A 15,554-nucleotide genomic window follows, 5' to 3' on the forward strand; every position below is an offset into this window, starting at 1 on the left:
TTGCACTAATCGCTCTTCAACAAATCAGAAATCAGGTCTGTCTTATTAACCGTGACAACCTGCCTTCCTGTTGATTTACGCTGCTCTATCGGTGTCTTTTCCGAAGAGAATGAAACACGCTCACCGCTTTGCAGGAATGCGGTAATCAGCAGCTCCTCTTTAACTACGAAGGCCTTAACAAGCTGATTGCCGTTAGGCTTCACTCGCTTGCCATCTCTGAATTCAAAGGTGAAGATTCCCTTCCCTCCGCGGCCTTGTACAGGGTAATCAAGAATGAGTGAGCGCTTCGCGTAGCCAAGGTCGGAAACAACTAGCAGTTCCCCTTCCTCCCCTTTTATCCATTCAGCACTGATGACTTCATCATCATCCTTCAACTGGATACCACGAACCCCTCCAGCTGCGCGGCCCATAGGGTTCACTTCTGTTTCGGCAAAACGGATCGCCATACCCAGCTTAGATACAAGCATAATATCTTGATCATTATGACTAAGTCGAACCTCGAATACAGAGTCGTTTTCCCCGACCTTGCAACCGACAATGCCAATGGAACGGTTGGTGAAATACTCCTTGAGCTCCGTCCTCTTCACCTGACCGCGTCTGGTGACGAATACAACAGATCGGCCCGGTTCTTCGAAGTCTTTTACCGGGATGACATTTACAATCCGGTCATCCTTGGGAATAGGAATAACATTCACAATGGCTGTGCCGTTTTCCTTCCACTTGTACTCCTGTACCTGATGAACAGGCAAGAGATAGAACTGTCCCTTTTGCGTGAAGATAAGCAGATTATCCAGAGTGTTTACTTCCAGAAGGTAGCGTACATAATCTCCATCCTTGAGCCCTGTTTTCTCAATCTCTCCGCCTGATCGAATAAAGGACATCTTGCTTGTCCGTTTGATGTAGCCTTCATTGGACAAGGTAACGTATACATCCTCTGCGCTTACCATCACCTCAAGATTAACCTTGAGCTCTTCCACCTCATCTTGGATATCCGAGCGCCGATCAACACCATATTTATTGCGAATTACAGTCATTTCATCCTTGATGACCGACAACAATTTCTTCTCGCTGTTCAGTATGGAGTTCAAATGAGCTATCGTTTTTTGGACATCCTTCAGCTCCTTCTCGATGGAGTGGATTTCCAGATTGGTCAAACGATATAGCTGTAAGGTCAGGATAGCGTCAGCCTGACGCTCCGTAAAGCCGAATAGCGCAACCAAGTTATTTTGTGCGTCCAAACGGTTCTTGGATGCCTTGATCGCAGCTATTACCTCGTCCAAAATATTTAAGGCCTTGGCGAGTCCTTCCAGGACATGCGCTCGATCTTCAGCCTTGTCCAAGTCGTATCGAGTTCGATACGTCACAACTTCTCTCTGATGTTGAATGTAAGCGTGAATAATATCCTGGATGCCCAGTTGCTTAGGCGTTTTATTAACTATAGCTACCATATTGAAATTATAAGTAACCTGAAGATCGGTTTTTTTCAACAAATAAGCAAGAACACCTTGTGCATCCGCTTCTTTCTTCAGTTCGACAACGATCCGCAAGCCTTGACGCCCGCTTTCGTCTCGCACCAAAGCGATGCCCTCAATTTTCTTTTCAATCCTTATGTTTTCCATAGCCGTTACTAGACGTGACTTGACGACCTGGTAAGGAATTTCAGTAATGACGATCTGCTGAAGTCCGCCTCGCACGCTTTCAATCTCAGTACGCGACCGGACGTAAATCCGACCTTTACCCGTGCGATAGGCTTCTCGAATGCCATCGGAGCCCATAATGATGCCGCCAGTCGGGAAATCAGGTCCTTTGACAATCTGCATAAGCTCTTCGAGATCCATACCAGGCTTGTCAATCATCGCAATACAAGCATCGATTACCTCTCGTAGGTTGTGCGGCGGTATTTCCGTTGCAAAACCAGCCGAGATACCGCTAACTCCGTTAACCAACAAATTCGGATAACGAGCAGGCAGAACCACAGGCTCCTTGGTCGTATTGTCGAAGTTGTCTTTAAATTGTACCGTACGCTTTTCTATATCACGCAGCAGCTCCATAGCAATTTCGGACAAACGAGCCTCGGTATAACGCATAGCAGCAGGAGGATCATCATCTTGTGAACCCCAGTTTCCATGACCATCGACCAGAGTATGCCCCATCTTCCAAGGCTGTGCCATCCGTACCATTCCATCATAGATAGACGAATCTCCGTGAGGATGGTAATTACCCATTACATAACCAACTGTTTTGGCAGATTTACTGTACGGTTTATCGGGTGTATTGCCAGCATCGTACATAGCATATAGAATACGCCGTTGTACAGGCTTTAGGCCATCCCGCACATCAGGAATAGCGCGATCTTGTATAATGTATTTGGAATAGCGGCCGAATCGGTCTCCAACTACTTCCTCCAGAAATGCAGGTAAAAAGCTTTCCAATATTGTCACAGTTTATCTACTCCTCGAACTCGGTAAAGTCGACATTCTCGATAATCCAACGCTTACGCGGGTCTACTTTATCACCCATCAGCGTAGATACACGCCGTTCGGCTTTTGCCGCGTCCTCAATCTGCACCTGCAGCATAGTGCGTGTAGCTGGATCCATAGTTGTCTCCCATAGTTGATCAGGATTCATCTCACCCAAGCCTTTATAGCGCTGCAATTCGATGTTTTTGCCTAATTCCTTGGTTAGCTTATTCAGCTGTTCATCGGTCCAAGCATAGTTTACAGAGCTGTTTTTGCCTGCTTTTTTGGTTACTTTGTACAATGGCGGTTGTGCGATATAAACCTTACCTGCATCTATTAACGGCTTCATGTAACGATAAAAGAAGGTAAGAAGCAGTACCTGAATATGAGCGCCATCTGTATCCGCATCCGTCATAATGATGATTTTGGCATAATTGCTCTCAGTTACATCGAATTCAGGACCTACGCCCGCTCCAATCGTAGCAATGATCGCCTTATATTCATCGTTTTTCATAATATCCAGCAGTTTGGCCTTCTCCGGATTCATCGGCTTGCCCTTAAGCGGTAAAATAGCCTGATGCTTGGAGTCGCGGCCCTGTTTGGCAGAACCTCCAGCAGAATCACCTTCCACGATAAACAGCTCATTCTTGGTGTGATCCTTTGATTGAGCAGGGGTTAGCTTGCCTCCAAGATTGGAGCTCTCACTCTTGCCCTTCTTGCCGCTTCGTACCTCTTCACGTGCTTTTCGCGCGGCTTCACGAGCTTTTGCGGATTGTACCGCCTTTTTCATCACCATCTGAGCGGTCTGAGGATTTTCTTCCAGGAAAACGGCCATTTTCTCAGATACGATTGAATCTACAACACTTCGAGCTATTGCACTGCCTAGTTGATCCTTCGTTTGACCGACGAATTCAACCTCGCCCATCTTAATATTGATGACCACCATCATGCCTTCGCGCAAATCTTGTCCGTCGAGATTTTTATCCTTCTCTTTCAAAATAGCCGTTTTACGCGCATAGTCATTCATGACACGTGTATAGGCCGTTTTAAATCCGGTCTCATGAGTACCACCACCACGAGTCGGAATCGAGTTAACGAACGAAACGAGAGTTTCGGTATACCCATCGTTATACTGAAGTGCTACCTCTACCTCAATATCATCCTTTTCAGCGGAGAAATGAATAACCTCGTGCAACACTGTTTTTTCTTCATTCAAAAATTGGACGAATTGGCTTGCGCCGCCTTCGTATTGGAACGTCTCTTGTTTATCAGCCCGTTCATCCTTTATGGTAACCTGTAAGCCTGAATTCAGGAAAGCAATTTCTTGCAAACGCTCAAGCAGCGTATCGTAGTTAACTGCAATTCCAGCATGAAATACGCGTTTATCCGGTTTAAACGTAACTTTCGTACCTGTCTGCCTTGTATTACCAATAATTTCAAGACCGGAAGTTGGTTCGCCGACGTGTTCTACGTCTTTGTCATCCACCCAATATTCAAAACGTTGGCGATGTGTTTTCCCATCACGATAAATAGTAACTTCCAGCCACTCGGAAAGTGCATTAGTAACTGAAGCGCCTACACCGTGCAACCCTCCAGATTTCTTATATCCCCCACCGCCGAATTTTCCGCCGGCATGCAATATGGTAAAGACAACCTGTGGGGTTGGAATACCTGTTTTATGCATCCCTGTCGGGATCCCACGTCCGTTATCCTGAACCGTAATAGATTGGTCCTTATGAATCGTCACGTCAATCTTGGAGCAATACTTAGCCAAGTGTTCGTCGACGGCATTATCCACTATTTCCCACACCAAATGATGAAGCCCGGAGGAGCTTGTGCTCCCTATGTACATACCTGGTCTTTTTCGGACTGCTACAAGCCCTTCCAGCACTTGAATATCGTCAGCGTCGTAATCCGTCCGCGTGGTTGTTTTGTTAGCAAACAAATCAAGTTGTTCCGCCATCGCAGCATCCCCTTTTGTGCAACCATTACTACAAGTACAGCGAAGCTGGTTGTCACTTTTTTTCTGAAGCTCTAGTTTCTATTGTGCATTATAACATCTTGTACCGTTAGTTCAATATATCTTTTTTCGTAAAAACGGCAAATGATGCAATTATAGACACAGCACCCCATACCGTAAGTACTGTCAAAGAAAACGGTAAATCCATACCCTTTATGGGCGGAAGGCTGCCTGTCAAATAATCAGTCAGTCGCAAATTGACCATAAATAAATATTTTGCGGTTTCCCATGATGAGACCATATTAGTCAGTATTGTACCCGAAATAAGCACAGCTAGCATCAAACCCATCCCAGCAGCTGTACTACGTATCATTACTGAAATCATTAAAGACATAACCGCTACGATCAACGCAGAATACCATACCAAGCCAAATTCCATGATAAGATAAAGCCATTGCTCCACTGGTCGAACATAAGAAGTATCCACTTCCGTACCGACAACTTTAAATCCAAAGAAGATCGGCATATCCCAACCTCCGTAGCCAAATACAATACCTGATATGAGATAACAAAGCAAGGCTGTGCAGGTCACAATCAGAGAAGTGAACAATATAATACTGATTAACTTGCTCATTAAAATTTTCCATCGCTCAACAGGTCTGGTCAGCAAAAGCTTAATTGTTCCTGTTGAATGCTCGGAGGACACAAGGTCGGATGCGATCACCATAATCATAAGAGGTATGAACAGACCCACAGCATTTTTAAGAAATTCTCTTGTAAAGGTTACACCGTTAGGTTCCGCAGGATTCACATCTTTATCCAAATAATACTGGGCCAAAATGACTTCAACCCTTCGAAATTGCTTCCACTCCTCAGGTACGCGAGCGCTCCCGATGCTCCTTGTGTAATCCGTAATTTTCTGTCTCTGCTCAGCCCGCCAATCTGTAGTACCGAACTGCTTCAGATTATTTTGAGCCACCTTCATCTGGGCAAAAGTAAACATAGGTATAAGTGCTGCCAATATAAGTAGAACGACCAGCAGCCGCTTCTTCTTAACGATTTTGATGCATTCGTTTTTAACCAACGGATATAAACTAACCAATGCTTTTCCCCTCCGTTAAGCTCAAAAATAAATCCTCAAGCGTTGGACTCTTCGTCTCCACTCCATACAGCTGAACTTCCGACTCAACCAACAGACGTGTCAATGCAGGAACCCTTTCCGGACTTAGCTGAGTCACCACGACGGCTGCCGAGTCAACCGCCTCATCTGAATCTTTCTCTTCAAAGCTCAAAACCTGAACATCCGGCTGCCCTTGAAGCACCTCCAAAGCTCTGGTCAGAGGAGAAATCCGCCATACAACACGGCTTGCCGATTCATCAATTAGCGCATCGACTTCCCCAACCTTGATGACTTCCCCATGGCTTATTATAGCCACTCGGTCGCACATTTGTTGAATCTCACTCAACAGATGACTTGAAACAAACAAGCTTAACCCGGTTTTGGCCAGCTGCTGGATAAATTCGCGCATTTCCTTAATGCCCTGCGGATCCAAGCCGTTAGTGGGCTCGTCCAAGATGAGCAGCTTTGGACTATTAAGAAGGGCCTGAGCAATACCAAGCCGCTGCCTCATGCCTAGCGAATAAGTCCTTACCGTATCATGAATTCGAGCGTCCATGCCTACAATGTCAACTACCTCCTGAATTCGCTTATCCGAAACGTTCGGTAGCATTCGCGCGAAGTGTTCGAGGTTTTCCCAGCCCGTTAAATACGAGTATAGCTCTGGATTTTCTACAATACAGCCCACGTATTGCATCGCTTCATTATGCTTTTTGTGGACGTCATAGCCGCAGATCGTAATTGAGCCCTCGGTAGGTGCAATCAAATCAACCAGCATTCGAATAGTCGTTGTTTTACCGGAGCCATTGGGCCCTAAAAACCCAAAGATTTCGCCTCCGTATATTTCAAACGAGATGCCTTTTATAATCTCTTTGCCTTTGATGGATTTCTTAACATTTTTAACTGATAGAACAACTTCCCGCTGATTTTTCATGCTAACATCTCCCTGTAAGTGAGTGTTCAAAAAGTCAACCTTTCAGAATAGAGAAGCGGTCAAAATGGCTTTTTGAACAACCTCCATAACGGTATTAAAAGTGTCTGCTAAGAGGTCTATTTTACGACCTGCGCTATCCGCTCCGCAATACGTTCGTATCCGTCTTGATTCGGATGGAAGTGGTCCGTATACAAATATTTGCTTAAATTGACCTCAAATAAATCGAAAGTAGGCACCACTACCATATTCGGATAACGGTTTGCAATTTCAAAGGCGCTCATATTCCATTTCTGAATAATTGGGGAACCCTCTCTATTGGGATCAATATCCAAAAAAGGATGGTAAAGACCGACATAACAGATGACCGCCGTTGGATTTAACTTAGCTACCCGGTCCAATATTAACTCCAGACGCTTTAAAGCCTCCGGCATACGTTCGAGCGCTGCGCCTGGATTAAAGCTCTCATCGGATTGCCCGTTGAATACTCCTTGTCCACCTTCAAATAAATCATTGCCGCCAATCGTCAGCACTATAAGATCCGCTTGCGAAAGAGCTGTATCAATCCCTTTTTTCTCTTCCATATCCTTCAGCATATTGCTTGTTTTAAATCCGGGTATAGCAAAATTATTTAAGATAAAAACAGGCTTACCCAGCTGCTTCTCCAGCTTTTCTTTTACTTGTCCCACATATCCCCGTCCTGATAAATCACCGGTTCCAGCCGATAAAGAATCTCCCAAAGCGACAATTTGAATCTTGTCCTTAGCAGCAAAGGATGACTCCTTAGGCTTGACCGTTTCTTGAGGGGCGGCTACTCCCATATTGCCAGCCTTCTTTGGAAACATAATTTGGTTTATCGCATAAACAAAACCGAAAATACACAGCAGAGTTGATAAAAAAGCAGCCAACCCAACCGTGCGCCACAAAAAACGAGTGGATAACAAGACAACTCCTCCCTTCTCCAACTTTCGACATCTATTGCACTTCCATTTTAGAGTAGCGGTTCGCGAACCAATTTGCAAATGTTTGACAAATAGACCGGAAGCAGTAGGCCTCCAGTCTAATTGATCCCTTATATCAATATGTGTATTATAAGCTGCCCAAATAGTTCAGCGGATTTTCCTGACCGTCTCCTTTATGTACTTCAAAATGAAGATGAACACCTGTAGAATTACCGGTAGCACCCATGATGCCGATCTTCTCACCCTTCTGAACCAGCTCACCCTCACTTACAGAAAGCTTGCTTAAATGACCATAAAGCGTACTAAACCCATTCTGATGATCAATAATAATACAATTACCGTAACCATTTTTCCATCCGGCAAATACCGTCTTTCCGTTGTCAGCAGCCATGATCGTTTTATTCTCAGAAACCATGTCTGTGCCCGGATGGAATGCTCCCCAGCGTTTACCGAACTCGCTTGTTAATTTAGCTCTGTAAATAGGCCATGCAAAGCTTCCCGTCCCTACTCCTGGGATCACTTTAGTCCCTTTTCTAACGATAGCTTGAACACTTAGACGCAGAATGCTCTCAGCTGCCGCTGTTTCTTCCTTGAATTCGCCATTGATTCGGGTCGTCAGGTAGGTAACTTCCTTTAATCCGGCTTCTCCTGGGACTAATGTTTCTTTCAGACCTGCTTTCATGCTAGAATCTTCTACATAAGCAACCTCATAGGGCATTTCAAAGCTTTCTGTACGCTTTTCTATTGTTTTCACCGACAGCAGCGGCTGTAACACCGTTAAATCCAAAACATCTCCAATACGAATCAGATTATTTTTGATCCAAGGATTATTGTCATAAATGACCTGTTTGTTGATTTTCAGCTTATAGGCAATGCAAGACACGCAATCACCAGAAACGACCTTATATTTCAACGGCTGTACATCGCCCGTTTCAATTTTTTTAAGCATTGCCCCGCTATCTCCAATATCCTCTGGCTTGACTTCTAAAGAGACGAAATCAATATTCTGAACAAATTGAATAGATTCGAAACGCGGGAACGTCTCATCTGCAGTTTTTTGGTCTTCTGTTGTTTCAGCAGCTGATCCTGATGGTTCTGATAAAATACGAACCTGCCCCTTGCTGCTATTTTTCGACATTTTTTGCTTAACCTGCTCCAATAGCTCCTGCGCCGCGGCTTCATCCTTGACCAGTCCTAGCGGCTTACCATCTATACGGATTTGTACGCCTTTCATCTGTGTCCTAATTCTTTTCTCCAGCTCAGTAATTACACCCGAATTATCAAACGTTGCTTTGTACTCCCGTTCTTCAATAAATTGTAAGTCTGCTAACTTTGCTTCAGCTTGAACCATCGGATATTGCAGCTTTGTCCATGTTTTTTTCTGCTCGAACCAATCCCAAACGACATTCGGACTGCTGACGGTGCCAACCTCTTCCATCCCAACAATAACACGGTATCGCGTCACAGTATGCTGCAGCATATACATATATACAATTGAGCAAAACAAAGCAAAAACAGCCAAGCTCCCACAGCTTAGAACCAGCTTCTTTTCCATTTTCCAGCCTGTTGTATAGTCCACTTGTACCTCCCGTATATCGGTGTAATGGTGGAAAGTAAACAACCTTTTCCTAGTCTATTCCGGAGAGGCACTGATTATCACTAATAAAAGCAAACCTCGTTAACACCCTTTGAGTTCTCCCTAGTAGTAGATTGGAGTGACGAAGGAAGGGATTGAAAACGTACATTTGTTTGCCGCCTTTTACAAGTGCACTCGCTTCCCTCATCTTGACCCTACGCAATCGAACTAAAAAGAAGACTATATGTGTGAGAATTAGCTCCAGAAATTCAGGTAAAGCTTCGTTCACCTTAAACCAATAAAGTCGTATATGTACAAAAAAGACGCCCAACTACAGGGCGTCTTGTCTTTCTAGCTCTAATAAATAGGAACTTTTTTAAGAAATATGGGTTTGTGAATCTTTATTCATGTGGTTATGAAGGGATAAGGGAATGGTACGGAAAGTCTACGTCCGCATTTGAAATCAAGTTGTTACCGCAAGGTAAATTAATAGACAACTTGGATTTCAACAGCGGTGGAGTACCATCCCTTTCCCGGAATAACCGTACCTTATGAATAAATATTCACATGTTCTAATTTCTTCAAAATGTTCCTATCCCACTTCTCTCAAAAACCGATACTGAGCCTGAATCAAACCATGATATATGCCTCTATGCGCCAGTAATTCCTCATGAGTACCCTGCTCCATCATCACCCCATGATCCAACACGATAATTTTATCAGCACCTCTGATTGTCGACAATCGGTGAGCGATAATGAACGAGGTTCTTCCAGCAAGCAGCGTTTTCAGCGCTTCTTGAATTTTCAACTCTGTTTCTGTATCAATACTGGCAGTCGCCTCATCCAATATCAGAACGCGTGGATCGGCTAATAATGCGCGTGCAAATGAAATTAGCTGGCGCTGCCCCATGGAGAGCACATTCCCTCGTTCCTGTACCTCAGTATCATAGCCTAACGGCAAATTAATGATAAAATCATGTGCTCTTACAGCCTTTGCTGCAAATTCTACTTCCTCATCTGTCGCGTCCAGCCGTCCAAAGCGGATGTTATCCCGGATAGTGCCGGAGAATATAAACGTATCCTGCAGCACGATACCTACCTGAGAGCGTAAGCTAGACACCGTTACATCCCTAATATCGTGACCGTCTATCGTGATGGAGCCACTTGTAATATCATAAAAGCGGCATAGCAGATTAATAATAGTGCTCTTGCCAGAACCCGTGTGACCAACCAGGGCAATCGATTCCCCAGCTTTTACACTCAGATCAATTCCCTTGAGAGCTTTACGTCCCGGCTCGTACTCGAATTCCACCTTGGATAGTTCAATATCGCCCTTCACTTTAGGTAATTCTTTTGCATTTGCTGCCTCAGCGACATTCGGCTTCTCATCGATAAACTCAAAGATCCGTTCAGATGACGCCATTGCAATCAGCATTTGAGAGTACATTTGCCCCAATCGGTTGATCGGTTCCCAAAAATGTCCGATATATGTAGCAAAAGCAACCAATAATCCAATCGTTATTTCTTCCTGTTGAATTAAATAAGCTCCAAACCAGAACAGAATACAATAACCGATGGCTCCCGTGACTTCAATAATCGGATTGAAAGCTTGGTTTAGTGTTGATGCCCGCTGCCAAGATTTATGGTTATCCAAATTCATTTGATCAAAAAAGGCCATATTTTCTTTTTCCTGTGTAAAAGCCTGTGTCACTTTGATGCCTTGAATGCATTCATTTAGATGTGCATTGATTCTGGATTGCTTCGTCTGCACAACCTGCCAGGCACGACGAATCAAGACTCGCAGCTTGGTGGAAACCATAAACATAATCGGTACCGTAACAATAATAGCCGTACCAAGCTTGACATTGTAGAACAACAAAATGAAGATGATGCCTAGAAGCTGCACACAATCAATCATCAGATTGACAACACCGTTTGTAAACAAATCCTGTAATGAATTTACGTAGTTGGTAATCCTCACTAGAATTGAGCCTGCTGGACGTTTATCAAAAAAGCGGAAGGACAAGCTTTGTATGTTTTTGAATAAATCATGACGAAGGTCATAGATCACTTTCTGTCCGACTTTATTGGTAAACCGGATTCGGTAGTTATTTGCTGCCCACTGAATGAAGTACAAGGAGAGCATGCCAGCTACACATTGAAACAGCAAGGCTGTATCACCATGACGAGGAGCACTCTCTCGAAGTACATTATCGATTGCATAAGCGATTAATAATGGATTCAAAAGCTTTGTTAGCGCCCCTACTATCATCATCGTTATAATGACGGGAAGTATTTGTTTGGAATAAGGCTTCAAATATTGGCCCAACCGTTTAACCTGTACCCAGTCAAACCCTTTATCCAGCAATTCATCATCCTGATAGACAAAACGTCTTCCTGTTTGTTCATCTTCATCGGTTTGTACCGTTTGTTTCACTGACTCACTCACTGTATGTACCTCCCGGACTTCTGTTGACCCGCTGCGGCCACCTGATTCTCCACGTGCTGCTCCTGTTGTGTTATAAGATCTTCAATAGATTCTTCCAGCAAAACAGCATCCGCTTGATCTGCGAATTGAATCTTATATGTTTCCAAGTAAGGTCCTTCTTGCTTCATCAATTGATCATGCGTTCCTCTCTGAACGATTCGACCTTGATCCAATACAATAATTTCATCAGCATGCTTCAAGGAGGATATTCGATGCGCAATAATAAAAGTTGTTCTGCCCTTCATAACCTCTTGGAAACCTCTTTGAATCTCGTGCTCAGTTTCCATATCAACAGCACTCGTCGCATCGTCTAGAATTAATATTTTGGGATTCATAAGCAGCGCTCTTGCGATGGCAATTCGTTGCTTTTGCCCACCAGATAGTCCCATTCCACGTTCGCCAACAATAGTGTCATAGCCTAACGGAAGCTCCATTATGAAGTCATGAGCTTTTGCAAGCTTAGCCGCTTGAATGATCTGATCCATCGTCACATTCCGGACTCCATAGGCAATATTATTTCGAATTGTCGAAGAAAATAGGAAGGTTTCTTGGAAAACAATCGCCATTTGCTCCCTTAGACTCTCTAACGTGATATCCCTAATATCCAGGCCATCCACTGTAATTCGACCTTCTTTGACATTATATGCACGCAGCAAAAGCTGTATAACTGTAGATTTGCCAGATCCGGTACCTCCCAAAAGACCTATTACTGATCCTGGAGGCGCATTCAAATTAAAATGCTGAAGAGCAGCTTGCTGGTCTGTATAAGCAAATGTCACATCCTCGAAGCGAACATGTCCCTTTACTCTATCTGGTGTCAGCTCTATCGCATTGTCTTTGTTTTTAACATGTACAAAGTGATGTAAGATTTCGAGAAGACGTTCCCCGGCCGCCTTGGATTGCGTGTAATTATTGATATGAAAACCTATTTGCCACATCGGTCCGATAATATACCAGATCAGACTGAAGCAAGCGACAAGTTCTCCTAAAGTGATCATATTATGAATAACCATATAACCACCGCTAGCAAGTAAAAAGACAACGCTTAAATTAGCGAGAATCTCCATTAATGGAAAATAACGAGCCCAAATACCTGATGTATTTACGTTATTTACTCTGTAATCTTCATTTTTTTCCGAGAACTTCGTAATTTCATGAGGCTCGCGGGCAAATGATTTTACAGTACGTACACCTGTAATGTTTTCTTGTACTGAGGTGGTCATAGAGCTCATAGATTTACGGATCGAACGAAACGCTGGATGGATTTTACCTTCGAAGCGAATCGCGGTAAAGACAAGAAATGGCATGGTGATCATAGTGATCAACGTAAGCTGCCAATTGATGGTCAGCAGCATGGTTGTTCCGAAAATAAACATCATGAAGACGTTTAATATTTGAACAAAACCAAATCCGACGAAATCACGAACCGCTTGCAGGTCTGCCGTAAGACGAGACATTAAGTCTCCAGTCCTTGCTTTGTCATAGTATTGAAAGGATAAATACTGCAGCTTTTCATACAAGGCATTCCTAAGGTTGAAAGCCGTGTTGTTTCCAAGCCTTGCGCTCATTAAACCATGAACAAATTGAAAAATCGCTTTACAGGTAACCACGCCCACTACTAGTAAAGATAATCCAGGCACTAAGGAAAACTGTTTCTTTGTTATTACTTCGTCGATCAAATAACGAAGCAAATTGGGGTAAACCAGTCCTAGAGCCGTTGCGGTCATCAACGACAAAATCGATGCAATCAATAATTTTCTTTCTGACCAGTAATACTCCTTTAGCTGCCTAAAGACTTCCATTGGACCCTCCTAAGTTTGGACTAAAGCAATTCTTATGCTAATCATTCAGCCAAAATTGGCCGCAAAAGCAAAAATTGCTTCCGATGCAGACCATACTGCCACCGAAAGCGTTCGCTTTTTTAGAATCTTAACACCATCCAATAGGTGGGGCAACAACCCTATTTCCCATAATTCTCCTTGTAAGGAGATAAAACCTCAAATCTTTACGAAATGATGACACAATCCACATTTTTCACGAAAATAGTACCTTATGCCGCCATATGAATCCCCTTTTATAAAAACAATGAAAATCGGCTGCCTTTTTACAGACAGCCGATCATAAATAGATCATTTTAAATTTGGTTTTAAATAATTATTCATTAATTTATCATGCTTATTTTTAAGTTCTTCGATGTCAATCTGCGTTTCCAAGGCAGCCAATTGCCCGACAGCATATTCCTGTAGTTCAGTTTGCAGCTGTTCAGATAATAACTGGTACCATGCTTGCAGTTGAGTTCGATATATCTGATCCAGCCAATCCGCCTGAGATTGCACATAACTAGTAAACGGATCGTTCAATTTCGCTTCCAGCTCAGTGCGCAGCTTTTGTTTCCCGTCACCTTCGAAAAATTGTTTGGCGTTTTTATAAAAGCCGGCCAGCCATTTCGCCTGTATGGAATTAGCGCTAAATGGCTCAGTCTCCTGCGGCGTTTCAAACACCTTCGGTTCGTATTCGGAATACTGAAAGGTTGTAAGCTCACTGCCAAAAGACTGTGACCACTGCTGCCTTCTTTTTTTGGCTGTACTGTTAATTGCATTTTCGATACGAAGTGTGGTAGCCAAAATTTCTTGAGATAAATCAAAAGAAATCATCCGACGCAGGTCATCCCATGCCGACTCCATCAGAGCTTTAATATCACGCCCCTCCTCACTGAATACAGCGGGATTGAAGGCATGTAGGAATAATTCACCGAATCGGTAGGTTTCACGCTGCTTCACATAATACAACAGCTCATCTATTTCCTTGCGGAGTTCTCTCTCCTCAGGCTCAGTTGATATTTCTTTAAGCTTTGTAACAGCTTCATTCAGAGCCAATCGAATATCCGCAGCACGCGCAAGCCGTGCACTTTCGTCTGACTGTGCTCCGATGATCCACTGCTGCAGCACATCTGCCGCTCGCCCCAGATCGGCTTGTCCTGACCTGACAGCAATATCCGTGAGCTCTTCTAAGCTAAATCTGACAAAATCTTGTTCAAATGCAGCTATACCTGACGCTTGAACCGTCGCTTCATCTTCAGCAAGCTTACCTTCCAAAGCATAATAGCTGGACAGTGGATAAATTCTCGGTTTTCGGATTCCATGCTGCTGTAGATTACTTTGAACATGAGCGACTACACCTTCAAGTTCATCTGTTGATGAAGCCAAGTCGGCGGCATTTACGATAAAAAACATTTTATCAAGCTCAAAGCTATCCTTTACCCGACCTAACTGAAGTAGAAACTGGCGGTCCGCATGTGAAAATGCGTGATTATAATAAGTAACGAACAATATGGCATCCGCATTTTTGATATAGTTAAACGCCACTCCAGTATGACGCGCGTTGATAGAATCCGCGCCTGGGGTATCGACAAGCACAATACCTTGATCCGTCAATGGATTCGAATAATACAGTTCAATCAGTTCGACAAAACACGACTTACTCTCATCCGCTGCATAGAGAGCAAATTGGTCTGCATCAACCTTTAGCTCTCGGCCCAAATCGTTCTTAACGGCATCCCAACCGTTCTCTACTGCCTTTAGAAACGTGTAGTGCGGCTTACCCTTTGCAGATACTTGGTCTGCTGTCAAACGGCTGATCGCGGCAAGACTATCTGACAAACCATTCACCTGAATGCCAAGAACCTCTAACGAATTACGAATATCGTCAGCAAGGCGATCGCTGCTTTTCATCTGTATTTTGGCAGTACCATGCGGCCAGCCATTCTCCGGCTCAGGCGGCATGATTTTATTGATCGCCGCTGTCGTTGGATTCGGCGAGACGGGCAGTACCCTTTCGCCAATCAATGCATTGGCGAAAGAAGATTTACCCGCGCTGAACGCTCCGAACAGCGCGATCGTAAAGCGGCTCTGCTGCAGCCGCTCAGCTTTTTCCTGCAGCGAGCGGCAAATGCTCGCTAAGGGCGCGAGCCCCGCGAGCTCGCCAGCGCCTGCGGCGAGCTGTGCGGCCGCTTCGCGCAGGCGCGCGCGGTGCGCGCCTTGCGCCAGCGGCGCAGCGCTGGA

At 44.2% G+C, this 15,554-nt stretch carries 9 protein-coding genes; all 9 read right to left on the reverse strand.

The genetic code is table 11. The annotated features are described in order from the left end of the window. Positions 1-5 precede the first annotated feature (5 nt). Positions 6-2,441: a DNA gyrase subunit A gene (gene gyrA, locus GC093_RS28440; protein ID WP_171655305.1), complete on the reverse strand. Its 2,436-nt coding sequence runs from the start codon at positions 2,439-2,441 to the stop codon at positions 6-8. A gap of 7 nt (positions 2,442-2,448) precedes the next feature. Continuing rightward, positions 2,449-4,422 (reverse strand): DNA topoisomerase IV subunit B, encoded by a 1,974-nt coding sequence (parE, locus tag GC093_RS28445; RefSeq protein WP_171655306.1) that lies wholly within the window; start codon positions 4,420-4,422, stop codon positions 2,449-2,451. A gap of 106 nt (positions 4,423-4,528) precedes the next feature. Beyond that, the gene (locus tag GC093_RS28450) at positions 4,529-5,521 is read right to left on the reverse strand and encodes an ABC transporter permease (RefSeq protein WP_171655307.1); all 993 of its coding nucleotides are present in this window, start codon (positions 5,519-5,521) and stop codon (positions 4,529-4,531) included. Further along, entirely contained in the window at positions 5,514-6,470 is a 957-nt protein-coding gene (locus GC093_RS28455; RefSeq protein ID WP_171655308.1) for an ABC transporter ATP-binding protein, read from the reverse strand. The genes GC093_RS28450 and GC093_RS28455 overlap by 8 nt, the downstream gene beginning before the upstream one ends. Before the next feature lie 116 nt (positions 6,471-6,586). Next, positions 6,587-7,411 carry a GDSL-type esterase/lipase family protein gene (locus tag GC093_RS28460; RefSeq protein WP_171655309.1) on the reverse strand — a complete coding sequence of 275 codons (825 nt, stop codon included), beginning with the start codon at positions 7,409-7,411 and terminating at the stop codon, positions 6,587-6,589. Positions 7,412-7,556: 145 nt separating this feature from the next. Further along, positions 7,557-9,008, reverse strand: a complete 1,452-nt coding sequence (locus GC093_RS36710) for a LysM peptidoglycan-binding domain-containing M23 family metallopeptidase (protein WP_171655310.1) — start codon at positions 9,006-9,008, stop codon at positions 7,557-7,559. Between the two features lie 589 nt (positions 9,009-9,597). Further along, positions 9,598-11,454 (reverse strand): ABC transporter ATP-binding protein, encoded by a 1,857-nt coding sequence (locus tag GC093_RS28470; RefSeq protein WP_312886625.1) that lies wholly within the window; start codon positions 11,452-11,454, stop codon positions 9,598-9,600. Continuing rightward, positions 11,451-13,295: an ABC transporter ATP-binding protein gene (locus GC093_RS28475; RefSeq protein ID WP_171655311.1), complete on the reverse strand. Its 1,845-nt coding sequence runs from the start codon at positions 13,293-13,295 to the stop codon at positions 11,451-11,453. Before GC093_RS28475 ends, GC093_RS28470 begins: the two co-directional genes overlap by 4 nt. A gap of 327 nt (positions 13,296-13,622) precedes the next feature. Continuing rightward, the coding region (locus GC093_RS28480; protein WP_171655312.1) for a dynamin family protein at positions 13,623-15,554 on the reverse strand (1,932 nt) is incomplete at its 5' end.

It is taken from the genome of Paenibacillus foliorum, from assembly GCF_013141765.1.
GTDB classification, from domain to species: Bacteria; Bacillota; Bacilli; order Paenibacillales; family NBRC-103111; genus Paenibacillus_S; species Paenibacillus_S foliorum.

Coding starts and splice junctions, on each gene's coding strand:
- parE (WP_171655306.1), bottom strand. CDS start 4,422: ATGGCGGAACAACTTGATTTGTTTGCTAACAAAACAACCACGCGGACG.
- GC093_RS28475 (WP_171655311.1), bottom strand. CDS start 13,295: ATGGAAGTCTTTAGGCAGCTAAAGGAGTATTACTGGTCAGAAAGAAAA.
- GC093_RS28455 (WP_171655308.1), bottom strand. CDS start 6,470: ATGAAAAATCAGCGGGAAGTTGTTCTATCAGTTAAAAATGTTAAGAAA.